19 protein-coding genes, 1 tRNA gene and 1 pseudogene are annotated in these 24,610 nt (G+C 55.3%); 11 read left to right on the forward strand and 10 right to left on the reverse strand.

The annotated features are described in order from the left end of the window. On the forward strand, window positions 1-251 hold a 251-nt coding region (locus QZR18_RS03700), incomplete at its 5' end, for a hypothetical protein (protein WP_295910368.1). Between the two features lie 339 nt (window positions 252-590). Here the strand turns inward: QZR18_RS03700 and QZR18_RS03705 are convergent. After that, window positions 591-1,193 carry a GDSL-type esterase/lipase family protein gene (locus QZR18_RS03705; RefSeq protein WP_178704047.1) on the reverse strand — a complete coding sequence of 201 codons (603 nt, stop codon included), beginning with the start codon at window positions 1,191-1,193 and terminating at the stop codon, window positions 591-593. An 8-nt stretch (window positions 1,194-1,201) separates the two neighbouring features. Continuing rightward, window positions 1,202-4,951, reverse strand: coding sequence for a multifunctional oxoglutarate decarboxylase/oxoglutarate dehydrogenase thiamine pyrophosphate-binding subunit/dihydrolipoyllysine-residue succinyltransferase subunit (locus QZR18_RS03710; protein WP_178704044.1), 3,750 nt, complete (start codon window positions 4,949-4,951; stop codon window positions 1,202-1,204). Window positions 4,952-5,144: 193 nt separating this feature from the next. On the opposite strand from QZR18_RS03710, the gene QZR18_RS03715 reads away from it, so the two are divergent. Genes QZR18_RS03715 through QZR18_RS03730 form a run of 4 tightly spaced genes read left to right on the forward strand, consistent with a single transcriptional unit; the run spans window position 5,145 to window position 9,236 of the window. After that, the gene (locus QZR18_RS03715; protein ID WP_178704063.1) at window positions 5,145-6,458 is read left to right on the forward strand and encodes a hemolysin family protein; all 1,314 of its coding nucleotides are present in this window, start codon (window positions 5,145-5,147) and stop codon (window positions 6,456-6,458) included. Further along, window positions 6,455-7,519, forward strand: a complete 1,065-nt coding sequence (locus tag QZR18_RS03720) for a hemolysin family protein (RefSeq protein ID WP_178704042.1) — start codon at window positions 6,455-6,457, stop codon at window positions 7,517-7,519. Before QZR18_RS03715 ends, QZR18_RS03720 begins: the two co-directional genes overlap by 4 nt. 56 nt (window positions 7,520-7,575) lie before the next feature. Further along, window positions 7,576-8,442 carry a M23 family metallopeptidase gene (locus QZR18_RS03725; protein ID WP_178704039.1) on the forward strand — a complete coding sequence of 289 codons (867 nt, stop codon included), beginning with the start codon at window positions 7,576-7,578 and terminating at the stop codon, window positions 8,440-8,442. 2 nt (window positions 8,443-8,444) lie between these two features. Next, window positions 8,445-9,236, forward strand: coding sequence for a glycerophosphodiester phosphodiesterase family protein (locus QZR18_RS03730; protein ID WP_009409223.1), 792 nt, complete (start codon window positions 8,445-8,447; stop codon window positions 9,234-9,236). A gap of 84 nt (window positions 9,237-9,320) precedes the next feature. On the opposite strand, the gene QZR18_RS03735 is transcribed toward QZR18_RS03730, so the two are convergent. After that, window positions 9,321-10,736: a sodium:proton antiporter gene (locus tag QZR18_RS03735; RefSeq protein ID WP_178704036.1), complete on the reverse strand. Its 1,416-nt coding sequence runs from the start codon at window positions 10,734-10,736 to the stop codon at window positions 9,321-9,323. Window positions 10,737-10,863: 127 nt separating this feature from the next. On the opposite strand from QZR18_RS03735, the pseudogene QZR18_RS08285 reads away from it, so the two are divergent. Continuing rightward, window positions 10,864-11,607: pseudogene (locus tag QZR18_RS08285) on the forward strand (sulfite exporter TauE/SafE family protein); the annotation flags it as partial. 13 nt (window positions 11,608-11,620) lie between these two features. Here QZR18_RS08285 and QZR18_RS03740 read toward each other — a convergent pair. Next, window positions 11,621-11,693, reverse strand: a tRNA-Arg gene (locus tag QZR18_RS03740). Window positions 11,694-11,801: 108 nt separating this feature from the next. Here QZR18_RS03740 and QZR18_RS03745 point away from each other — a divergent pair. Beyond that, window positions 11,802-12,239 (forward strand): ribose-5-phosphate isomerase, encoded by a 438-nt coding sequence (locus tag QZR18_RS03745; protein WP_178704033.1) that lies wholly within the window; start codon window positions 11,802-11,804, stop codon window positions 12,237-12,239. Between the two features lie 21 nt (window positions 12,240-12,260). Here the strand turns inward: QZR18_RS03745 and QZR18_RS03750 are convergent, their stop codons facing one another. Next, window positions 12,261-13,490, reverse strand: coding sequence for an Nramp family divalent metal transporter (locus tag QZR18_RS03750; RefSeq protein ID WP_178704030.1), 1,230 nt, complete (start codon window positions 13,488-13,490; stop codon window positions 12,261-12,263). 114 nt (window positions 13,491-13,604) lie between these two features. Between QZR18_RS03750 and argS the strand changes: the two genes are divergently transcribed. After that, window positions 13,605-15,284 (forward strand): arginine--tRNA ligase, encoded by a 1,680-nt coding sequence (gene argS / locus QZR18_RS03755; protein ID WP_178704027.1) that lies wholly within the window; start codon window positions 13,605-13,607, stop codon window positions 15,282-15,284. Between the two features lie 109 nt (window positions 15,285-15,393). Here argS and QZR18_RS03760 read toward each other — a convergent pair whose 3' ends face one another. The 3 genes from QZR18_RS03760 to QZR18_RS03770 form a co-directional block, all read right to left on the reverse strand. Continuing rightward, entirely contained in the window at window positions 15,394-16,812 is a 1,419-nt protein-coding gene (locus QZR18_RS03760) for an NAD(P)/FAD-dependent oxidoreductase (RefSeq protein WP_178704023.1), read from the reverse strand. A 64-nt stretch (window positions 16,813-16,876) separates the two neighbouring features. Then, a complete protein-coding gene (hrpB, locus tag QZR18_RS03765; protein ID WP_178704020.1) occupies window positions 16,877-19,369 on the reverse strand; it encodes an ATP-dependent helicase HrpB in 2,493 nt (830 codons plus the stop codon). Between the two features lie 22 nt (window positions 19,370-19,391). Further along, on the reverse strand, window positions 19,392-20,270 hold the full coding sequence (locus QZR18_RS03770; protein WP_178704017.1) for an aldose-1-epimerase: 879 nt from the start codon (window positions 20,268-20,270) through the stop codon (window positions 19,392-19,394). Between the two features lie 188 nt (window positions 20,271-20,458). On the opposite strand from QZR18_RS03770, the gene QZR18_RS03775 reads away from it, so the two are divergent. Genes QZR18_RS03775 through QZR18_RS03785 form a run of 3 tightly spaced genes read left to right on the forward strand, consistent with a single transcriptional unit; the run spans window position 20,459 to window position 23,155 of the window. After that, window positions 20,459-21,784, forward strand: a complete 1,326-nt coding sequence (locus QZR18_RS03775) for an aminopeptidase C (protein WP_178704014.1) — start codon at window positions 20,459-20,461, stop codon at window positions 21,782-21,784. A gap of 19 nt (window positions 21,785-21,803) precedes the next feature. After that, window positions 21,804-22,511 carry a gamma-glutamyl-gamma-aminobutyrate hydrolase family protein gene (locus QZR18_RS03780; RefSeq protein WP_178704012.1) on the forward strand — a complete coding sequence of 236 codons (708 nt, stop codon included), beginning with the start codon at window positions 21,804-21,806 and terminating at the stop codon, window positions 22,509-22,511. Beyond that, window positions 22,511-23,155 (forward strand): sugar O-acetyltransferase, encoded by a 645-nt coding sequence (locus QZR18_RS03785; RefSeq protein ID WP_178704009.1) that lies wholly within the window; start codon window positions 22,511-22,513, stop codon window positions 23,153-23,155. The genes QZR18_RS03780 and QZR18_RS03785 overlap by 1 nt, the downstream gene beginning before the upstream one ends. Before the next feature lie 178 nt (window positions 23,156-23,333). On the opposite strand, the gene pflA is transcribed toward QZR18_RS03785, so the two are convergent. Next, entirely contained in the window at window positions 23,334-24,215 is an 882-nt protein-coding gene (gene pflA, locus QZR18_RS03790; protein WP_178704006.1) for a pyruvate formate-lyase-activating protein, read from the reverse strand. A gap of 140 nt (window positions 24,216-24,355) precedes the next feature. Further along, window positions 24,356-24,607, reverse strand: a complete 252-nt coding sequence (gene grcA2 / locus QZR18_RS03795) for an autonomous glycyl radical cofactor GrcA2 (protein WP_009409237.1) — start codon at window positions 24,605-24,607, stop codon at window positions 24,356-24,358. Window positions 24,608-24,610: the final 3 nt, after the last annotated feature.

Genomic DNA, 24,610 nt, shown 5'->3' on the forward strand with positions numbered 1-24,610 from the left:
GGCCGCCCTCGACCACAGCGCGCGCTTCATCTCGGGGATTCTCACTCAGGCGTGAGACGACCCGTTTCACGCGTCGTTTCACGGCTTCGTTGTCGAGGACGACGGTTGTAGGCAACCCCGCGTTGCCCGATGCGGATACGACTAGTCGAGGCTCGCAGACCAGGGGTCGGCTGGGTGAGGGAGGCGCACGCGATCGCGGCAATCAGGCCGATGACGCAGTAAGCGGCTACCCACACACGAGCCGCCAGTAGCCGAAGTGCACGTACCTGCCGATTGACGTGAAACCGTAAGCGATGATGCTAAAGACAGCGGCCGCGACGAATGCGAGTAGGTTTGCGCGCGTTGAAAGCCCCCGCGGCAGGCGCTCGATCATCGACGAGGCCGGGGGGTTGACGGGACCGGGCGGGGGAGAGGTGGGGTACTGGTTGATTATGGTCTCACTGACGTGTGTGGGATGGGCGAGGCCGGGGCGTGTTCGCGTCACGCCTCACGGATAGCCTTCATGATCCCACTGCGCGGGTAGTAGTCGACGGCAAAAGTCTCTTGGAGGAGAAACGTGAATGACGTGGGCACACACATTCCTCCTGTGCTCATACGTCCGCCGGGGTCGCTCCCGTCCACTCAAACCATCCTTGATGCAGAACAAGCCAAGCCATCAGTGCAAAACCAGACTGTCCGGGCATCGATGCCCCACGGGCACTGCGTACGGATGAAGACGCCATATCTTCAAACCACTGGTCATGAGCGACGAGGGGAGTATAGGTATCAACAAAGGGGATATCTCTGCGTTCACACACCTGTTGACACGACAGTGAAAGTTCTTTCACCGCAGAGGATTGCACACCGGCAAGCGGAGGCGGGCCAACGACCATCGAGGGGATCCCCAAAGTTGATGCTCGGTCAGTAATATTCGCCAAATTGAGTCGCGATCGGGGAGTTGAAATCCCGGCCGGAATATCACTGCATCCAACAGCAATAATCAGCGCGCAGGGCTCGTCGGGAGCAAAGCGATACACGACCTCATCCTCCCAGCGCGCAGCGAGCTGCGAGGTCGTTTCTCCCGGAACAGCCAAGGTCATGATGGTTGGCGGAGAAGGGAACTCGGAACGTGCCAATACCCTCCCAACCCAACCCAGGCCTCGGGGATCTCCCATGGGGGTAATGAGTTCATCGCCGATAATACAGATTCGCATGATGACCCCTATGCGAAGGCCCGGCGCATGAGCTCCGCGGCCTGTTCGCGATGCAAGCTTGCTCGCCCAGCGGCGGTGGTTGCGCTCTCTGGACGGGAGACCAAAGTTGGCGCAATTCCTAGCTCGGGGAACAAATTCAATGCGAAGTGAGGCCAAATTCCCTGGTTCTTCGGCTCATCTTGGACCCACAGAAGTTCGGCATTCGGGAATGTAGACAGAACCTCACGGAGCTCCTCAACGGGAAGCGGATAGAGCTGCTCAACGCGAATAATCGCCGTATTCCATGCACCGCGCTCTTCCCGCTCATGGATCAGGTCGTAGTAGACCCGTCCCGAGCACAAAATCACCCGCGACACGCGGTTTGTTTCCACCCGCGAATCGACTTCACCGTACACGGGAGTGAAGGAGCCAGTAGTGAATTCCTCAAGACGCGATGAGGCAGCATGCAGACGCAGAAGCTGCTTTGGGGTGAAGGCAATGAGAGGCTTACGAGGCCGCTTGTAGGCCTGAGTGCGCAGCATGTGGAAGTGATTCGCCGGAGTAGAGGGCTGAACGATCCACATGTTGTTTTCTGCGGCAAGCTGCAGGTATCGCTCGATTCGTGCAGATGAATGGTCTGGGCCCTGACCCTCTTGGCCGTGCGGCAAGAGCATGACCAAGGAAGAACGCTGTCCCCACTTTGTTTCCGCGGAAGAAACAAACTCATCGATGACCGTTTGAGCGCCAATTGCGAAGTCTCCAAACTGTGCTTCCCACAAAACTAAAGCTTCGGGGCGCTCAATGGAGTAGCCATACTCATAGGCCAATACCGCATACTCCGACAGCGGCGAATCGAAAACATCGAAGTTTGCCTGGTCGGGAGTAAGGAAGTGCAGGGGAGTGAACTCGCGACCGTCTTTATGATCGTGCAAAACTGCATGGCGCTGGACGAATGTTGCACGTCGTGCATCCTCGCCCGAGAGACGAATAGGCGTCCCCTCCATCAACAAAGTGCCAAAGGCCAGGAGTTCCGCGAAACCCCAGTCAATCGGGGCATGACCAGTCGCCATTTCCTGACGCTTCTGGCACAGCTTCTCAAGCTTGGGATGCACAGTGAAATCAGGCGGGAAATTCACGTAGGCATCACCGATACGCTCGAGTGCCTCGGGGCTGACTGCCGAAGACCAGCCAATCATCATTCCCGCGCCGGGAAGCTGGCTCTCGGGGACCTGCCACTGATCGTCCTCAGAGTGGTGCTCTTGCTGCGGCGCCCAACCGTGCTCACGAGTGTGCTCAAGGATTTCGCTGAGCTCAGCCTCGTAAGCGCGGATTGAAGCGCGGGCCTCTTCATCGGTCAACTGACCACGGCCAACGAGGTTGCGGATGTAGACCTCACGGGTGGAGGGAAGCTTTGAAATGAGCGAGTACATGACCGGCTGCGTCATTGAGGGATCGTCGCCCTCATTGTGACCGCGACGGCGGTAACAGGTCATGTCGATGATGACATCCTTGTGGAAAGCCTCGCGGAAATCCAAAGCCAATGCAGCCACGCGGACTACGGCCTCGGGATCATCACCATTGACATGGAAGATCGGGACCTGCAGGCCCTTGGCCAAATCGGTTGGGTAGCGCGTTGAACGACCCGAAGCTGGACCGGTTGTAAAGCCAATCTGGTTGTTCACAATGACGTGAATGGTTCCGCCAGTGCGGTAGCCGGTCAGCTGAGACATATTCAAAGTCTCTTGAACGACACCTTGGCCAATGAAGGCAGCATCGCCGTGAATGAGCAGTGGAACCACGGGGAAATCAGGATCACCCAAGACATCTTGCTTTGCGCGGACAATGCCCTCAAGGACACCGTCAGCGGCCTCGAGATGCGAGGGATTGGCTGCAAGAGAAATCTTCGTTGCTACGCCATCTTCAGAGGAATATACGCCTTCGGTACCCAGGTGATACTTGACGTCGCCGGACCCCTGGACAGTGCGCGGATCCTGATTGCCTTCGAACTCAGAGAAAATCTGGGCGTAACTCTTTCCCGCAAGGTTTGCCAGAACATTTAGGCGGCCACGGTGAGCCATTGCAATGGCAACCTCGTGGATCCCGCGGTGTGCAGCCTTATTCAAGATCTCGTCCAAAAGCGGGATCAGCGACTCCCCGCCTTCCAGAGAGAAACGCTTCTGGCCAAGGTACTTTGTCTGCAGGAATTCTTCGAAAGCCTCGGCGTGAATGAGCGTCGACAGAATATGACGCTGTTCCTTAGCGGAAGGTGCTTCAAAGGGGCCTTCAATGCGTTCTTGGACCCACTGTCGCTGGTTCGGGTCCTGAATGTGCATGTATTCGATGCCGATAGAACGAATATAGGTATCGTGCAGGCGAGCAAGCAGATCGCGAAGCAGCATCTGCTCGCTTCCGCCAAAGCCGCCCGTGGGGAATGAACGATCCAAATCCCACACGGTCAAGCCGTAGGTTGAAAGGTTCAAATCGGGGTGGCGGCGGACGCGATAAGCCAAGGGGTCGGTATCTGCTGCCAAATGGCCTCGTGAACGGTAGGCCTGGATGAGCTCGGCAATACGAGCGGGCTTGCCCTTTTCGCGCTCAAGATCGTATTCGAAGTCTGCTTCCCACACGTAGGGGGGAATTGGGATATGAAGCGCTGTAAACACGCGGTCATAGAAACCGTCGCGTCCGCTGAGTTTGAGATCAAGGAGACGCAGGAAATCACCCGAAGCGGCGCCCTGGATCACGCGATGGTCATAAGTAGAAGAGACGAACATCGTCTTACCAATGCCCAAAAGGGCAAGTTTGCGCGGAGAAACTCCCGCAAATTCCGCTGGGTAATCCATCGCGCCCACACCGATGATGACACCCTGACCATTCATCAGGCGCGGAACGGAAGTTGTTGTTCCAATGGTTCCGGGGTTCGTGAGCGTAACCGTCGCGCCCTGGTAGTCTTCAGCGCTGAGTGAGCCGGCTTTCGCGCGTGAAACAATGTCCTGATAGGCCTCGACGAAACCGGTGAAGGTAAGAGTATCGGCCTGATGGATCACGGGGACAACAAGACGGCGTTCGCCCGCGTGCTGGATATCGATCGCAAGTCCAAAACCGACGTGTGCGCGCTCGTCGATAGCCGGCTTGCCATCGTTGAGTGAATAGCGGACATTCATCTGCGGCATCTCGCAGAGCGCCTCGACAATCGCGTAGCCGATGAGGTGGGTAAATGAAACCTTACCGCCGACCGTGCGTGCAAGATGCGCATTGATGACCGATCGATTTTCAATGAGGATTTTTGCCGCAATCTGACGTTGGGAAGTTGCTGTTGGGATCGTGAGTGACTCATCCATATTGCGAGCCGTTGCGCGAGCAATGCCCTTCAACACATGGAGTTCATCTTGGGTTTCTGTCTGTTCTGACAAAGACGAGGCAACTGGGGACGTGCGGTGAATACGTGCATAGGGTGACGAGGCCTGGGCGGATTGCGCCGGAGGAGCGGGAGGAAGATCGGAGCGCGTCACCGAAACTTCCGGCTGCTCCGTTGTCGGGTTGTCCTCGTGAGCAGCCAAAGCGGCCTCAGCGCTGACGACCGCGGTGGGCTGAGTGGGGAGAGGAGCTTGGCTTCGATGGAGCTGTGCCGGGAGGGTATCACCCTCAAAATAGGCGCGCCAAGACGCATCCACACTGTGTGGATCGGTCAACCACTGCTGACGCATTTGTTGAACCCATTCGTGTGAACGTGGGGAATCCGCCACCGTTACACCATCCTTTTCCCTGAACACGGCCATGTGAGTCTTGACATTATTTTAGGCCCTCACGTCCAGAATGCCCTTTCCTGCGTGGGCCTTTCTCACACTTCGAAGATGGGTGGGTCCAGATAGACTGGAAGAACCATGGATAGTGACAGTTGTTGCCCTGACCAAAGTTCGATGTGTCTTCACCACCAAATGGTGGGAGGCCAGCGTGCTTTTTGATATCGCAATGCTCCTTTTAGGAGTGATCCTCACCGCGGGTACCTTCATCTTTGTTTCCGCAGAATTTTCTCTTGTCGCCCTTGATCAGGCCGTCGTCGAAAGTCGTGCAGCTGCGGGTGACGCCCGGGCACGTCAGGTGGGACAGGCCATTAAGAACCTCTCGACTCAACTTTCAGGTTCGCAGGTTGGCATCACCTTAACGACGATTCTCTTGGGGTATACCACGCAATCTGCGCTCGCGGATCTTCTCACGAAGGCGGGCGTTGGAATGGGGCTATCAACTGCTATTTCTTCGGCTGTTGGAGTGGGTGTCGCGGCGGTCATTATCAATGTGATGTCCATGGTTTTTGGTGAGCTTGTTCCGAAAAACCTAGCACTGGCCCATCCCCTGAAGACCGCGGGACGTATTGTCCCCTTTAATACGCTCTTCACCGTGATTTTCAAGCCGGTGATCGTTGTCCTGAATTCCTCCGCGAATGGGATATTGCGTCTTTTGGGAGTAGAGCCCCAAGAAGAGCTTTCATCTGCAAGATCTGCATCAGAATTAGCTGCGATGGTTCGCCACTCTGCCCAAGAAGGGACATTGGATACCTCGACGGCCTCGCTATTTACGAATTCCATCCGCATCACTGAACTCACCGCCGTGGATGTCATGACCGATCGCGGGCTTCTTCACACGATTCCTGATGATGCCTATGCCTCTGATGTCGTCCGCGCCGCGCACGAAACCGGACACTCTCGTTTCCCCGTGATTGGCGAGGATCGCGACGACATCATCGGTTTTGTCTCATTGCGCAGGGCCGTTGCGGTTCCCTACGAAAAGCGCGATGAGGTTCCGGTCCTTTCATCCTCTCTTTTAGCCGATGCCCCACGCGTACCTGAGACCTTGGATCTGGCGACCCTTTTGGTTCAATTGCGTGAAGAAGGCTTGCAGATGGCAGTGGTCGTTGATGAATACGGTGGTGTCTCTGGAATTGTGACCCTTGAAGACGTGGTTGAGGAGATCGTTGGTGATGTCGCCGATGAGCACGATCAGCGTCGTCTAGGTATTCGTCCTCGTCCCGACGGGTCCTACCTTGTACCGGGGCGTCTGCGTATTGATGAACTCGCGCAGAAGATTAAAATTTTCCTTCCTGACGATGGGCCCTATGACACTCTTGCAGGCCTGATTATGACTGAGCTCGGAACGATCCCACAGGTTGGAGATCGATGCGAAGTTGCTGGCGTGCGCCTCGAGGTCATTCAGATGATGGGCAGGCGTGTCATGCAGGTGAGTGTTGTTCCGCCCGTTCACGAGGCCGAAGGCGAGGTGCTCCTGTGAATAGCACCCTTGCTTTGGTCCTGACCGTTCTTTTGCTTGCGATGAATGCCTTTTTCGTCGCGGGAGAGTTCGCGACGACCTCCTCTAGGCGCTCCCAGATCGAGCCTTTGGTGGAAGAGGGTGTCCGAGGATCGCGTCATGCACTCTTTGCCTTAGAGCACGTGTCCTTGATGCTGGCGATCTGTCAGTTGGGCGTGACCGTAGCTTCAACCTCATTGGGTGTGGTTGCTGAACCAACTTTTGCTGCAATGATTGAGGGACCGATGGAAAAATGGGGGCTGCCGCATTCGTGGGTACACGTCGTCGGCTTCACCTTTTCTTTGGTCTTGGTGCTGTTCCTCCACGTCGTTTTCGGTGAAATGGTTCCAAAGAACCTCTCAATTGCGAATCCACAGCGTCTTCTTCTTGTGCTTGCGCCGATTTTGGTCAATATCGGTCATGTCATTCGCCCGATCATTCACGCTATGGATCACCTGGCCAACTGGTTCTTACGCGCAGCGGGAGTCGAACCAAAGTCAGAGATTTCCGCGACCTTCACTATCGAAGAGATGGCGACCATTGTTGAGCATTCTCAGCAAGAAGGAATGATTGATGATGATCTGGGCTTGCTCTCTGGAACCCTAGAGTTTTCTACTGAGAACGCCTCTGATGTCATGGTTCCACTGAGCGAATTGGTGATTCTGAGTGCTGAGTGCACTCCCGAGGACGTTGAGAAGGAAGTCGCGCGTACCGGTTTCTCGCGATTCCCGGTTGCCGATGACTCCGGAGCGCTCAGTGGATACATTCACCTCAAGGACGTCTTGTATGCCGAGGGCGCCGAGAGATTCGAACCTGTCACTTCATGGAGAATTCGCAAGATGGAAGCGGTCTCTATGGAAGCAGAGGTCGAAGATGCTCTGCGCCATATGCAGCGCGCTGGCGCCCATCTCGCAGAGGTCATTGGCAAGGACGGAAACGTTCAAGGAGTGCTCTTCCTTGAAGATATTCTTGAGCGTCTTGTCGGAGAGGTCCGCGATGCACTCCAACGCGATTCGCTTCCGGGGGCTCATCGCCAAGCATGAGCGCTAGGACACAAGTACCTGCGTGAGCGAAAAATATTTGGGATGATTAAAAAGTTATGACGACACCAGCACCGAACTTACCCACGCGACGCCAGCGCGCTCACGAGCGCGCACAGCGTGCGCAAGTTGATGCTGCCCAGGTTCTTCCTACTGAACCTTTGGGACGAAAGCGCGGTAAAGCTGGTCGCCTTCTTGTGCGTTCCAGTGTTCTTCTTGCTTTAGGAGCGATGACCATCGCGGTTCCGCTCAGTGGTTTTCTTCGTCCCGACGTTTCAATTTCTATTCCTTCGCGTCAGTTCGGCGCAGCAATTGGTTCACAGTCCTGGGCCTCTGATTCTGCGGCCGTTTCGCTTTCTTCCGGCCTCAATGCGCAGGTCGATGCTGCCTCGCGATCGCGGGTGCGTTCGCCGCTCATGGTGCAGTGCGTCGGTGATGGGGGCGGTGCGGCTGACGGTACGCGTACTTTGACGAAGGCGGATACGATCTACTGGCCTCTTCAAGAAGGCACCTACCAAATCACCTCGCCGTTCTCGATGCGCATTTCACCCGTCTCGGGAACCATGCTCATGCATGAAGGCGTCGATATGGCCGCCCCGCTTGGGACTCCAATTCATGCGGTATTCGCTGGACAGGTGACAGAGGTTTCAGAGAATTCTCGTTCTGGAGCTCTTGTGACGATTCGTCACACCGCCAGTGATGGAAGTGTGTTCTATTCTGCTTACCTTCATCAGTACATGAAGGATATTAAAGTCAAGGTTGGTCAGCAGGTTTCAGCTGGAGAGCAAATTGGAGCCGTTGGATCAAATGGCTGGTCGACTGGACCGCACCTTCACTTTGAGATTCATAATTCTTCAGATCAACCGGTTGATCCGGAGGTATGGATGGCGGACCATAAAGCGGTCCACATCGGTAAGGAGTGCTAAGCATGTATCGGGTTGTGGGCGATGGACCGATTATTCTTGCGCATCGAGGCGGGGGAGCAGAAGGACCTGAGAACACTCCAGAAGCTTTTGAGGCGCTACGTAATATTCAGGTCTACCACGTTGAAACTGACGCGCATTTAAGCGCCGATGGTCAGGTTGTTCTCAACCATGATCCCGAGGTCGATCGCACCTATCCAGCAAGCGGCAAAATCCGTGAAATGAACTGGAGTGAGCTGCGTGAATTACGCGGTGTTGATGGTGGGCGAATGATCCGCTTGGCCGAGGCCTTGGATGAGTTCCCCGACATGTATTTCAATATCGACGCAAAGAGTGAGGAAGTTGCGCTTCCTTTGCTTGAAGTTATTCACGAACATGATGCGCTTGGACGTGTCTTAGTCGCTTCCTTTGATGAATCGCGGCTGCGTCGCCTGCGTCGTTTGGAGCCTCGTCTGGTCACCTCGGTGGGCGTTGGCGCGGTTACGCGTCTTGTTGCAGCTTCACAGCTCGCTCAGCCGGCCAGACGTCTTCTTGTCCCGGGTCCTCTTGAAGGTGTTTGGGCGGTTCAGGTTCCTGAGAAAATGGGGGCCATTCGAGTCGTCGATCGCCGCTTTGTCGCTACGGCACACGCCTTAGGGTGTGCCGTGCACGTCTGGACCGTCAACGAGGAAGAGCAGATGCATCGTCTGCTAGATCTTGGCGTTGATGGAATCATCACTGACTATCCAACAAGGGCTCGAAAGGTTCTTGAAGAACGAGGCCAGTGGCATCCAATTGCACCGGCAAATGCCCAATAGACGCCGATAGAGAAGCATAAAGTTTGTGGGAGGCACCTAAGGTGCCTCCCACAAGCTTATCTATGACGGTGTTGCCTAAACCGCTTAGGCATCAATGCCTTGGGTGCGGGTTGCCAGTTCGATGGTACGGGCGCGTGCGATTCGCCAGAATGAAATCCCCACCAACACGACGGCCACTGCGATACCTGCGATGCGGACCCAGCCGCTGCCAACGAAAATCATTGCCATCGCCGCAAGCTCGGGAACAAGCAACATGAATGAATCCACAATGTAGCGACCGAAACTGGGCATTTCGATGCCGTCGGCCTCGGCCACGGACTTGACCATGAAGTTCGGACCATTGCCAATGTATGTAATAGCGCCGCAGAAAACTGCACCCAAGGAGATCGGGATCAGATAGGCCTCGGGAACTCCGGCAATGAGCGTCCCGTCCCCGCCCAAGGTCTTTGCCATTCCAAAGAAGGTCATGTAGGTCGGAGCATTGTCCAAGACCGAGGACAAGGAACCCGTGAAGACGAAGAAAGTTCCGCGGTTGAGGGGAAGAGAAGGCGCAACTTCTTCGAGGACGCGCAGTGCGGGGGCCATCGTGGCGAAAATGCCGATGAAGAGTGCAGCAACTTCGGCAATGGGGGACCACTGGAAAGCGTTCTCCTCGTAGCGGACATTTTTATTGCCAACAGTCAGTGAAAGGCCAGAGGCAATAAGCATGACGATCTCGCGGTATGGCACTAACTCGGAGCCGTGCGCATGACCTTCGATGATGGCCTCGGCATCCCATGAGGGAAGGAAAGCAACGGAGCAGATGATCGCAGCGAAGAACAGAAGATTAATTGCACCGTGTAGGCGCAGCGGTTCGATGTCTTCGTTGTCCTCTTCGATGGCCACCTTGGGTTCGCTTGCGTAGTACAAGCGATCAAGCGAGTAAAACGACAAAAGAAGGATCCCAAGGACGAATGCCCATTCCTTCCACAGGTTCAGTGTCCACGTGAAGGGAACGCCATTGAGGAACCCAAGGAAGAGCGGCGGGTCGCCAAGCGGAGTGAGCAAACCACCGCAGTTAGCGACGATGAAGATCGTGAAGAGAACGGTGTGGACCTTGTTAACACGCTCGCGGTTGGTGGCAAGCAGGGGACGGATCAACAGCATTGCTGCGCCGGTTGTCCCAATGAAGGATGCCAAGACGCCGCCAATTGCCAAGAAGATTGTGTTGTTTCGTGGGGTTGCTCGAATATCGCCGGCGAGGTGAATACCACCCGAGACCACGTAGAGCGAGAACAGTAGGCAGATGAATTGGAAGTATTCAATCCCCGTATCAATCAGCGGGCCGCTTCCGGCCTTCCAGAACATCCACAGCGTCGTCGGAACTGCCAAGATCAGTGCGACGGTGAGCTGAGAGGAATTACGCTCCCACCAGTGTGAGGTGGCAGGAATCAGTGGCAAAACCGCGATACATGCGAGCATTGCGACAAAGGGAAGTAGAGACCACAGTGGGTATTCCACAAGAACTCCTTGACGGTGAATCTGGTTGGCAATCGCCTCATTCATCCTAGGCTATGGCGCTGCACGGGGCATTGATATCTTCCTATGCGATCGGCACGCCTATGATGGAATTTGTCGAGGAGGTTCAATGTCCCAGCGTCTGCGCGATGTCGTGCTACTGGTTGCTGCCGGTTTATTTGCGGGCTCACTCTCGGGTTTATTTGGAATTGGTGGTGGAACCGTCATTATTCCCGCGCTCATGGCAGTTGGCTATTCTCAGCGCGAGGCCTCGGCCTCAAGTTTGCTAGCCATTGTTCCAACCTGCATTTCTGGGGTGATCTCCTATGCGGCAGTTGGCAGAATTGCCTGGATCCCTGCGCTTCTCATGACCATGGGCATGTTGATCGGTGTACAAATGGGGACGTGGATGCTTGCGCGACTGTCTGAGGGCGTTCTGCGCTGGGGGTTTGTCGTGTTCATCGTGACATTGATTGTGATCCAGGTTGTGTATGTTCCCGCTCGCGAGGGGGCTCTTGATATCACTCTCCCAGTCGGAATAGCACTGTTCCTACTGGGATGTTTGTGTGGTTTTCTTGCCGGTTTGTTGGGAATTGGTGGGGGAGCAGTTGCGATACCTGGACTGACCCTTCTGGGTATGTCTGACTTGGGTGCTCGTGGAGTATCGATGGTCGTGATGCTTCCGGGTGCGCTCAGTGGAACAGTAACGAATTATCGACGAGGCCTTGTTCGTGTTGGTCCCGCATTGCTCGTTGGCTGCACGGCTGTGTGCGCAGTTCCTTTTGGGGCATGGTGTGCGAGGCTTCTGTCGCCTCGCGTTGACGCCTTGCTTTTTGGTGCGTGGTTTGCGGTGCTATTGGTGCGTTCCATTATTGTGGCGCGAAAAGTGCCCCGAACAGGATTCGAACCTGCGACCTTTCGCTCCGGAGGCGAACGCTCTATCCACTGAGCTATCGGGGCAACCGCCCCAGTTTATCAGTCTTTAGCCCGAGCTCAAACGCTAGTGCAGACCCGGATTAGGCCGTATTATGAAGGGGTTCCCTCTCTTCAACGTGAATGGAAGTTTACATGCGCGTCCATATTGCAACCGATCATGCCGGATTCGAACTTAAAGAACACCTGGTGAAGGTCCTTCGCGATGCGGGATATGAGGTTATCGATCACGGTGCAACAACCTATGATCCCAACGATGACTACCCGCAGATGTGTATCGAAGCCGCTGAAGGTGTTGTCTCAGATCCCGGCTCTTTGGGTGTAGTCATTGGCGGTTCGGGAAATGGCGAACAGATGGCTGCCAACTTGGTTAAGGGCGTGCGTGCGGCACTGGTATGGAACGAAAACATCGCCGTGCTTGCTCGTGAACACAACAACGCGAATGTTATTGCCGTCGGGGCTCGTCAGCACTCGAAGGAAGATGCCACCCGCTTTGTTTTGACCTTCTTGGAAACGCCTTTCAGTGAGGATGAGCGTCACAAGCGTCGCATCGCAGTGATGGATGCGTACTAATACCCAATTGGACGCTAGCGCTCAGCTCTGACCGGTAATAGTCAGGTAGACCAACAGAATATTGAGAAGAGTAATTGCCGCTGCAATCACAGATGCCACTGTGATTGTCAGCGGCTTATTCACATATTCGCCCATGAGCTTCTTATTTCGCGTCAAATACATGAGCGGCACAATGGCAAAGGGGATGCCAAAGGAAAGCGCGACCTGCGAGAGCACCAATGCCCAGGTCGGTTCTGCCCCCATTCCCAGGATGATCAGGGCCGGGATGATTGTCACCACGCGGCGTGCCAACAGTGGGACGTTCACGTGGAGAAGACCGTTCATGATTTCTGAACCCGCGTAGGCGCCCACCGAAGTCGATGCTAAGCCTGAGGCCAGCAGGCCAAGAGCGAAGATGGAGGAAACGGTGCCTCCCAGGGCGTTTGCGATCGCATGGTAGGCACCTTCGATGGTGTCGGTTCCTTCAACTCCAGACAAAGCCGAGGCAGCGAGAAGAAGCAGGCCAATATTGACGATTCCGGCAATGCTCAGTGCCCACAAGATATCGTGGCGAGTTGCACGAAGAAGCGCACGCTTATGGGGACGTTCAATTTCGGGATCTGTCTGGTGGTCGTTGACCAAGGAAGAGTGCAGGTAAATCGCGTGCGGCATGACAGTTGCGCCGAGCATCGAGGCGGAGACCAAAATTGAGTCGGTGCCATTGAATCGGGGGATCAGTCCGCTTGCAACTTCAGACCACTGCGGTGGTGCGAAGAAAAGTCCTGCTAAGAATCCTGCGGTAATCACGACAAGCATCCCGATGATTACTGCTTCAAAAATATTCTGGCGATTTCCTTGGAGGAGCAGGACAATGATCGACGCGGCACCAATAATGACACCGGACCACAAGAGGGAAATTCCGAAGAGAAGGTTGAGTGCGATTGCTCCACCAATAACTTCAGCGAGGTCGGTTGCCGCCGCGACGACTTCCGCTTGTAGCCAGAACAGAATTCGATTGTGCGGACGAAGACGTTCACCAAGGAGTGCAGGGAGTGATTTTCCGGTGACAATGCCCAATTTTGCTGAAAGGTATTGGACAAGCATGGCTGAGAGATTTGAAAGAATAAGCACCCATACCAAGAGGTAGCCATAGCGGGCACCCGCAGTGATATTCGCAGCGACATTGCCGGGGTCCACATAGGCAATTGCTGCAATAAATGCCGGGCCCATCAAAGCAAATAGTCGATGCTGCTTGAGACGGTGAACACTCATTTTCTATCCTCACATATCAGAATCTTCGTATAACCGAACTTTACTCCAGATTTTGTGAGGTGTCACAGAGTTTCAGTGTGGCATGGGAGCAATCGAAACGATTACCCTTAAATGGTGACTCCAGAAGAACTTGCATCTCATATCCAGGACCTTTTGCTTGCTGAGATTAAGCAGGGCAACTTTGCTCTCGAGCCCGCAGACCTTCCCGAGACGGTGAAGGTCGAGAGGCCTCGTAACCGTGACCACGGCGACTGGGCCAGCAATATTGCCATGCAATTGGCAAAGAAGGCGGGAATGAACCCGCGCGACTTTGCGCAGATCCTCGTCAGTGACCTCAATGAACTCGAGGGCATTGATAGTGCTGAAATCGCTGGTCCCGGCTTTATCAATATTCGTCTTGCCGCTGCCTCTGCAGGCGAGCTTGCCCGCACCATTGTCGAGGCCGGTGGTGCTTTCGGTCGTGGCGAATCCATGAAGGGACTGCACATTAATCTGGAGTATGTCTCTGCCAACCCCACAGGTCCGGTTCACCTGGGTGGTGCACGCTGGGCGGCCGTGGGAGATTCCCTCGCTCGCCTGATGAAGGCATCGGGCGCGAAGGTGACTCGCGAGTACTACTTCAATGATCATGGTTCTCAGATCGATCGTTTCGCGCGTTCTCTCTATGCACGCGCGATGGGCCATGAGGCGCCCGAAGATGGTTACGGCGGCCAGTACATTGCCGATATTGCTGCGCAAGTACGTGAAGACGCTGTCGCAGCAGGGGAGCCCGATCCGGTCACTCTTCCTGAAGACGAATCTGTTGAGGCATTCCGCGCACGTGGTGTTGAGCTGATGTTCGATGAAATCAAGCAGCGTCTGCGTGATTTCCGCTCCGAATTCGACGTTTTCTTCCACGAAGATTCGCTTCACAATTCGGGAGCTGTTGACGCTGCAATTGAAACTTTGCGTCAGCGTGGCCAGGTCTTTGACCGAGATGGAGCCGTTTGGCTGCGAACGACCTCTTACGGCGATGACAAGGACCGTGTCCTGATCAAGTCTGACGGTCAAGCGGCGTACTTCGCCGGTGATGTCGCCTACTACCTTGATAAGCGCCGTCGCGGTGCCGACGCTGCCATCTACTTACTGGGCGCAGATCACCACGGCTACATTGGTCGAATGATGGCGATGTGCGAAGCATTTGGCGACAAGCCCGGTGTCAACATGCAGATTCTCATCGGCCAGATGGTGAACCTGGTTAAGGACGGCGTCCCGGTCCGTATGTCCAAGCGTGCTGGAACCATCGTTACCCTTGACGACCTAGTCGATGCCGTTGGCGTGGACGCTGCCCGTTATGCGCTGGTTCGAGTTTCCATGGATTCCAATTTGGATATTGATTTGGATCTGCTGGGATCGCGCACGAATGAAAACCCTGTCTACTACGTTCAGTACGCGCATGCCCGTACTCGCAACGTTGCGCGAAATGCAGCTGAGCACGGTGTCACGCGCGATGCTGGTTTTAACCCCGCAGCACTGGATACTCAGGCCGATAGTGATCTACTGGGTGTCCTTGCACAGTTCCCTGCGCAGGTCGCACAAGCTGCGGATCTACGTGAGCCTCACCGTGTTGCTCGCTACCTGGAGCAGCTCGCCGCCGCTTACCACACCTGGTATGGCCAGTGCCGCGTGACTCCTCGTGGAGACGATCCGGTTGATGAAGGCCATGTTGCACGTCTGTGGCTCAATGATGCTGTGACGCAGGTCCTGCGTAGCGGTCTGGATCTTCTCGGTGTTGAGGCTCCCGAACGTATGTGAGTTCAGTCTGATAGACGCAGTTGGCCCCGCAGTTTCGGTTGAAACTGCGGGGCCAACCCGTTTCGCACCTTAAAGGGATTGCAGATGCTCCGCTGAGTTCGCGTCCAGCTTAGGCAAGCGAATCAAAGAGGATATTGAGTCCTTCTCCCATTGTTGGGTGGGCGATGGGAAGCATTCGGAGCTGCTCATAGGTCATCCCCGCGCTCATTGCTACGTGAACGGCGGTGATGACTTCACCGGACTGAGGGCCGACAAGCGTTGCACCCAAAATTGTGTGGGTCTTTGCATCAACGATCGCCTTCCACTTACCGGCCGTATCGCGCATGGTCTTTGCTCGTGGAATTGCCGCAGTATCGATCGAGGCGACAAGGACATCCAGTCCCTGTTCCCGAGCTTCGGTTTCGTTCATGCCGATACGTCCAAGCTCCGGTTCGGCAAAGAGCGCCCAAGGGATAAGACGTCCGGCCTTTGAAGTCCGTGGGTCTTCCAAGGAGACTCCGTCCATCTGTTCACGGATGATCCGGTAGTCGTTCCACGAGGCGTGGGTGAACATGGGCGTACCTGCGCAGTCGCCCGCAGCCCAGACGCCATCGAGATTGGTGCGCAGATGGTCGTCAACGCTAATAAAGCCTCGTTGATCGAGCGTCACTCCAGCTTCTTCAAGACCAATTCCCTTTGTATTGGGGATACGCCCTGCGGCAACCAACACCTTTTCGGCGCTCACGCTACTACCATCGGATAGCTTGACGGTGATCGTATTGCCTTGCTTTGAGCCGGACTGTGCGAGAACGCCGGTGAGGATTGTGACGCCCCGATCCTGTAGGCTCTTTTCGTAGATTGCTGCGATATCGGGATCTTCACGGTCAAGGATGTGGGGGCCGGAAGCGACAACCGTCACCTTGGATCCGAAGCTTGTCATCATGGATGCAAATTCGATACCGATGTATCCGCCGCCAATGATGACAAGGGATGAGGGAATCTCTTCCACTCGCAGGATATCTTCACTGTCCCATGCTCCAGCTTCCCAGAGTCCAGGAATTGGAGGATGCGCGGGGCTGGTTCCCAGATTGAGCAGGACGCGCTCGGAGTGGAGTTGGCGCAGTGTCCCATCTTCAAGCTTGACTTCAACGCTGTTTGCATCCAAAAGACGAGCGCTTCCACGCATGAAATCGATTCCTGGCGCAGCAAAGAATTTCTCGTGCGCGGCAACCATTGCCGAGACGATACCTTCCTTGTGTGCGCGCAGTTTTTCTACGTTGATGTAAGCGCCAGCGGTACCCTCGATGCCAAATGTGGCGTCACTGCGAGTGTCTTCCATGCGGCGCGCTGCGGCGACCAATGATTTAGTGGGGATACATGCCACGTTAATGCAGGTGCCACCGATAAACTGTCGTTCGATCAGGGCGACCTTCCAGCCTTTTTTGGCGCGATTCATCGCCAGTGACTTTCCGGCCTTCCCGCCTCCAACAACGATGAGGTCAAAGTTCTCCACGGTGTCTCCTTTACTGAGTGGAGCGGTCCTTCTCATCTCGTAGAACGCAGTAGGCTACGACATCATTCCGGCCAATAGGTGATGGTGAGGCGCTTCACTTTTATTTCGTTGATGCGCGCTTCGTGCGTGCTGTCGGAGCAACCGAGAATGGATCTTCAGGCCAATGGTGTTTGGTATAGCGGCCTCGAAGCTCAGATCGAACCTGCTGGTAGGGGCCCTTCCAGAAGGACTCAAGATCACTGGTAATGGCCACAGGACGTCCTGCGGGATCCGTGAGTTCGATGCGCAGTGGAAGTCGGCCATCCATGAAACGGGGAGAATCCGTCCAACCGAATGCTTCTTGAACGCGAAGAGAGACACGTGCGCCCTCGTGATCCCATTCCACGCGCCGCTCGGCGCCAGTTGGGATTGTGATTTGTGTTGGTGCTTGACACTCAAGCTCCCTATTCAATGGCCAGACTAAGAGGGAGGTCAGAGCGTCATTGGGGGACAGCTCTGCTAGAGGACGACCGTCACTCCACTGATCTGCCAAGAATTGCCCACAGGAAATGATGAAGTGTTCGTCATCGACAAGAGGCCAAGGGTCTCCCAGAAACTCTCGGCATTTGAGAATTCTCAGTCGCAGCTGTGACGCGCTTTGGCTCCACGGCAGATCTTCAACGCTCATCGTTGCCAACTCCGTGAGAGCAAACGAGCGCATTGCTTCGCGATCAGGATTTAGATCACGGGTACTGCGTAAGGTCACAGCCCCGAGTTTTTCCTCAATAACTGCAAGGATTCGGCCATGCTCAAGCGTCATGCGCGAAACAGTTTCATGAAAATGGGATGCAGCCGCGCAGGCAGTGTCTTGGTCAAGAGGAAGCGCCGAACGAATGATTCCATCGCCGGTGGTTGATTGTAGATCGGCTATTGCAAGCCATGTGCTTCCCTCTAAAGCGGAAGCCTGTGGAAGCGATGCGCCTACGCCAGAAATAAGAAGATAGCGGTTGCTTCCCTCACGTTGACGTGCAAGACGAAGCGGAAATGCTCGAGAGATAAAATCTGCCATAGCAGCTGCGACTTTGGCACGTGACCGTGTATCCCACGTAGGGCGGGGAGCCTGGCACATACGCGTGGCAGTTTCTTCAATGCGGTCAGCTTGAGCACCGCTGAGAGGAAGCGAATATAGACAGCTCAGTAAGTCGCCTCCCTTCGGACGTAAATCTTCAGAGATCACAGCGGCACAAAGCGCCGCAATTTCTCGCGGAATCTCGTCGTGAAGAGCGCTCAGTGCGTGGGCAAGGCGAGGGTCTACCGGGGAGAGCGCAAGCGAACGTCCGTGGGGCAGGGCCTGTCCGTCCTCGTCGATCGCACCCAAAGCCTCAAGGGAGGAACGCGCATACTCCTCAAGGCCTCGGCTGGGGGTATCAAGAAGACGGACAGAGGAGAAGTCTGCGCGTGACCAGCACGCCACAGAAAGCAAAGGCGGAACGGGGTCACAGATTGTGATCTCGGGAGAGGGCTGGGACGGGCGCATCGCCCATCCCGAGGATTCCATGGCTCGAATACACACTCCAGGACCGAGGCGCCCCGCTCGTCCCGCGCGTTGAACCATCGAGGAACGAGGCGAGGGCACCGTGACCAGTGAAGTGGCCTCGCGAGCGGGGGAGAAGCGTGTATGCCTGCTCAATGTTGAATCAATGACGATCTGGACCCCAGGGACCGTGAGTGCACTTTCTGCAATAGAGGAAGAAACAATGATTCGTCGTGAAGGCGAAGAAGCAAAAATTTCATCCTGCTGCGAAGAAGACAGCTGGCCGTGAAGTGCAATGACCTGTGCATCCACTCCTTCAAGGAATTCGCATACCTTGGAGATTTCCCGAATACCTGGAACAAACACAAGTGCGTCACCGGGATAACGTTCCAGTGCCCGCGCAACAAGTGCAGCGATATGACGGAGGAAAGGAACACTGACCCTCTCGCCTTGGAAATAGTCAACACCGCGCGGCGGTGCTTCCCAGACAATATCAACTGGATAAAGCTCTTGATCAAGCCCAAAAACCCGAGGCGAAAAATCAGCTAGAAGGCTGCGCAGGGCGTCAATATCGACGGTTGCGGACATGATGACCAAGCGGAGGTCTTCGCGGAGAACCTCGCGAATATCGCTGAGGAAGGCGCACGCAAGATCACAATCAACCGCTCGTTCATGAAACTCATCAAGAATGACACAACCGATTCCCTGCAATTCTGGGTCAGAGTGAATCATTCGAGTCAAGACACCGGGGGTAACAAATTCGATGCGCGTTGATGTGCTTCGTTCGCTTTGACCGCGGACGCTAAACCCTACAAGGTGGCCAACGCGGTCATCCAATAACTGGGACAAGCGGCGAGCACAAGAACGTGCACTCACGCGCCGCGGCGAGCACACAAGGACTCGCTGCCCGGGCTCAAGAAGCTCTGCGCAGGCAAGGGGAATAAGAGTCGTCTTTCCGCTACCAGCACTGGCGGAAATAATTGATACGCTGCCCGAGTTGCATGAGCGGAGAAAATCAGGAAGCAGCCGAAAAACGGGTAAATCACTGGCCCGATTAATCGCATCCTGAAAGCTCAACACCGCTTCAGTATTACATGCTCTCTTACAGTCCGCGGATGGACAGTGACAGATGGTGACGTTGGCCGGGGGCTAAAGAGATGAGATCAATTCCCGAATTGAAGGCATCTGGCGGACAGGTCATTGGTTCAACCGCGATGCCTGGACGGCCAAGTGCATCTGCTGTATGGATTTGAACCCACGGGGTATTGGAAGCCAAGGCTGTGCCTTCACCCTGCGTATTCGTCACCCGGACTTCCCAATTTCCTTGAAGGCCGCCGTAACAGTGGTCGATGAAAAGATCGTCAACCATGCGGGGAATGCGGAAGTCGTATGCAGTGCTGACGGGGTTGATGCCCGTTGGCAGTAGATTCTCGTCGGTATCGACAATGCGTGAGGCCGGAAGGCTCAGTATCGACTGATTAGCGTTGGCACCGCCCAGAAGATAGGGGTGAAGAGAAGCCCCATAGGGAGCAGGAGAATCCCCTAAGTTTTTTGCCGACAACTCAATATTTAGGCCACTTTCTGGATCCAAACGTAGATCCAGGCGTGCTGTGAGAGGCCAGGGATAGGATTCTTGAGCTGCAATAAAGCTTTCTAATCTCACCTGAGATGCCGTAGCGTCAACAATCTCCCACGGAACCCACCCCGCAAGTCCATGTAGCGCCGTGCCAGTCCCACGGTCATTGATGGGCAGCAGGTATTCCCTGTCTTCCCACGAATAACGTCCATCGGCAATCCGATTAGGCCACGGAAGGAGCATTTTTCCAGACCAACCGGGCGCAACTTCGGTCACCTTATGAGGAAGAACGAGGTTTCGTCCCTTCCACTTCAAGGAAGAGATCCCCGCACCAACGGTGACGACGCTCAGGGAATAGTCCCCGGCCTCGCACAAAAGCTCGCGACCAGACGCATGGAAACTCATAGCAACACCTCACTGTGGCTTGTACAGAGGAAACTGTACCAGTTCAGTCTACGTGGGAAAGAACGCGTCTCCCTAAGACTTCAGGCCCTTCCTTGATCATGGACAGAAGCGGGGGAGATGCCCCTTAGGAGCGTAGTATGGAGGAAGCAAAGATGCTTAAAGTACTAGTCAAATGATAGGACGGGAATATGCCTGAGATCTCCAACGACCTCCTGATGCAACTGCGCGAAGAGGAAAGCGCCAAGGTCGCGCTGGCCAGGAATGCCGCTACCCAAGTTGGAATTCAAGCCGCTTCTTTGAACCGCGAAAAGATTCAGCACACTTCTACGGCTGTTTCACACCGATTGGATGATTGGAAGGCAACCTCTCAGAAGAAGTCCGGTCGCTGCTGGCTCTTCTCCTCGTTGAACTTCCTACGCTCGCGGGCGCGCGAAAGCCTGGGGGTTAAGAACTTTGAGTTCTCTCAGAGCTACGTCTTCTTCTGGGATAAGTTCGAACGTGCCAACTGGTTCCTGACCGACATCATTGCTACTTCGGATGAGCCCGTTGACGGCCGTCTGGTTCAGTTCCTGTTGGGCGATGTTTTGGGTGATGGTGGCCAGTGGGATATGGCTGTTTCGGTCTATATGAAGTATGGCTTGGTGCCCAAGGAAGTCATGCCTGAGAGCGAGGCATCAACCAACTCGCGTCCCATGAACGCGCGCCTGCGTGCAGTGCTCCACATCGGTGCTCTTCGTCTTCGCGAGGCCATTGCTGCCGGCGCAAGCGCTGAGGAAGTCGATACCCAGCGTCGCAAGATTTTGGCCGATGTGTGGAAGATTCTGGTTGTCTGCCTGGGCGAGCCGCCCGTGCGTTTTAACTGGCAGTGGCGTGATGATGAGGGTAATTTCCACCGCGATGGTGAGGTCACTCCTCATGAGTTCTACGAGCGCCACGTGGGCCTGGACCTGAGCGAGTACATCTGCCTAGTTGATGATCCTCGTCCTGAAAACCCGAAGGGATCGATGGAAACTGTCGAGCACCTTGGCAATGTCGTCGGTGGACGTCCGATTCGCTACCTGAATGCCCCCGTTGAAGAGATTAAGCGCATTGCAGCTGCTCAGATCGCAGCAGGTGAGGCTGTGTGGTTCGGTGCCGACGTCTCCCAGCCTTATGATCGTGGCCTCGGCTTCTTTGTGACCGGTATCCATGACTACGACGGTCTCTTTGATGTCGATTTCAGCTCGACGAAGCTCGAGCGGGTGCGCTCGGGCGAGTCAGCGATGGACCACGCGATGCTCTTTACCGGAGTTGACCTTGACGAGGCCGGACAACCTCGCGCCTGGAGGGTTGAGAATTCCTGGGGTGATGAACCCGGAGATTCCGGCTTCTTTACCATGGATGATCAATGGTTCACTGATAACGTTTTCGAGGTCGTTGTGCCTAAGAGTGCGCTTCCTGAAGACCTAGCTGCCGCAGTGGACTCTGAACCCATCGTTTTGCCCGCATGGGACCCCATGGGAACTCTGGCCTGAGTGATATTAAGGAGACGTGATGAGTCGCCCGACCCTTCTGGTCAGTGCCCTGACCGATCACCGTGCCACTTCTCGGGAACAGGCCTTGCTAGAGGCTTTGCAAGGGAGTGTTTTGGGCAGTGCTGTCACTACCTGGGATGTGCGATTGCATATTGCGGATAGCGATCCTCGCTTGCCCGAGCAGCTTGTTGAAGGTGTCGATGCAGTGATCCTCTTGGGAGGACCAGATGTTGCTCCTGAGTTTTACGGCATGGAGTCTGGTTACCCAAGAGAAGGCCAGCATTGGCCAGAAGGTGACCGGCGGCAAATCGCGTTAGTCCAATTGTGCCGCGAACGGAATATACCGCTTCTTGGAATTTGCCGCGGGCATCAGGTGATTAACGTTGCTTACGGCGGCACCTTGATTCAAGACATGGATGGTCATGAGAGCCCGACTCTTCTTGATGACCAACGTTTTGCGCGTCACCAGGTTGTCGTAGATGAAGGATCAGTCCTGATTCGTGCCGGCTTTGGCCACGAGCTGACGGTTAGCTCAGCGCATCACCAGAGTATTGACCGGGTGGGAGATGGGCTGCAGGTGAGTGCGCGTAGCAGCGACGGCGTGATCGAAGCTGTTGAGGATCCCAATAGCCGGATTCTTGGCGTTCAGTGGCATCCCGAGGATCCGCGTTCGGATCGGTACTCGATGGAGTTGCTGCTTGCACTATTGCGAAATTGGGATAGTTAATGCGCCAGCATGGAAATTTCGACGCCGATGGGCGTAATAACTGGGAGCGGATGCTCGCGGGGGATTGGTATATCGGAGATCACCCGAAAATGGCTGAGGTTTCACAGCGTTCGCAGCGCCTGTTGAAACTCTACGAGCAGGCACTTCCAGACGACCCTGATATTGCGCACTATCTTCTTCAGCAAATCCTCGGCAGCGTCGGGGAACGGGTGACAATTCGTCCGCCTTTTCGCGTTGACTACGGATTTAATATTCATATCGGCGAGGGGGTCTGGGTGAACTATGGCTTGACCGCGCTCGATGTTGCAGAAATTCGTATCGGTAATGACGTTCTTATCGGTCCGAATTGTCAATTATTGACTCCCGTTCATCCCTTGGAACACGGGCCTCGCCGTGCGGGGTGGGAGAGCGCTGAGCCCATCACTATTGAAGATAATGTGTGGCTGGCAAGCGGGGTAACAGTATGCCAGGGAGTGACAATTGGCCATGACTCGGTAGTCGGAGCAGGATCGGTTGTCACGCGCTCACTTCCGCCTTATAGCTTGGCTGTGGGTAATCCTGCTCGCGTGATCCGTGAGCTGCGTGAGCGGGAGGATTTGCACGGTGCATTGGGCTCGCTCTCCCAGGAGGCCAATACGGAGTAGAACTTACGGTGTGAGAGGACGTGCACACCTGTCGTTCGATATGCGTGCCGATTTTCTTAGTCAGCACAGCCTTCGTCGATGTAGGAACGATAAAGCCTCAATCGTGACAAGAAAGTAGCCGCCCCTGAATCTAGATGGGATTCGAGGGGCGGCATAACTTTTGCCCGTCTACAGTTTCTCAGTGGACTTCGAAGCCTAGACTGCGGAAGTAATCACGAACCTTGTCTGTTGCTTCGGGCGATGGTGGCTTCGTATCTTCCAGCTTGTACTCGAGTCCCAAGCTCTTCCACTTATCGGAACCAAGCTGGTGGAAGGGAAGGACCTCAACACGGTCAATGACGTTCTTCCATCGCAAGACGATCTCGCCGACTCGGCGAATGTTCTCCGGATCATCGGTCAGACCGGGAACTAAGACGAAGCGGATCCAAATTCTGGTCGGACCGCCCCGCTGAGCGATGCGATCACCAAAGTCGATGGTCGGCTGAAGGTCACGGCCAGTGACTTCCTTGTAGGTCTCGGGGAAGCCAGACTTCACGTCCAGAAGGACAAGATCAAGGTTGTCCAGCATCTCATCGTCACAGTTAGCGCCAAGGTAACCGGAGGTATCGATGCAGGTGTGGATCCCCATGGCTTTCGTGCCCAAGATAATGTGCTTGGCGAATGCCGGCTGCATGAGGACCTCGCCACCGGAAAGGGTAATTCCACCGTTGGTCGCTTTAAAAACCCTGCGGTAGCGACGGATCCTATTCAAAAGCTCCACATCTGAAATGGGCGCGCCATCCTTCATGAGGAAGGTATCGGGGTTGTGGCAGTACAAGCAGCGAAGTGGGCAGCCGTTGAGGAAGACCGTCATGCGGGTTCCAGGGCCGTCAACGGCAGTGACCAATTCCCACGAGTGGATTGAACCAAGGGTTCCCTCACGCATTCGAGCCAAGCGATCCGAACGTTCAAGGTCGGTCAACTCTTCCAGGCCTTCAACACCCTGGCCGGCTGTTCGAGCCGTAGGTGCCTGGAAATCCTGATCGCGAAGTAGCTCAGCGCTGCTCATAGTCATGGTCATTGTGTGCTCCGTGGATTACTACCCAAAGGTTGGTTCCTACCTAGAGGAACGAAAGAAACATAAGAAAAATTTCATGATCCGCCAGATAAATGAATGGGGCGCGGGCCCTGCGGCCAGCGCCCCATTCATGTCATCTACGCTCAGGCAGAGTGGTGGAAGGTGCGGGAAAGCACGTCCAGCTGCTGCTCGCGGGTGAGCTTCACGAAGTTCACTGCGTAGCCCGAAACGCGAACGGTCAGGTTCGGGTAGTTCTCGGGGTGCTCCATTGCGTCTTCGAGGGTTGCCTGGTCGAGAACGTTGATGTTGGCGTGGTACAGACCAGCGCCTTCCTCACGCTCTTCGCGGGCGGCCTTCATGGAAGCAAGACGCTCTTCGTAGGTCTTCGTTGCCATTTC

The sequence above is a fragment of the uncultured Actinomyces sp. genome, assembly GCA_900541895.1.
GTDB lineage: Bacteria > Actinomycetota > Actinomycetes > Actinomycetales > Actinomycetaceae > Pauljensenia.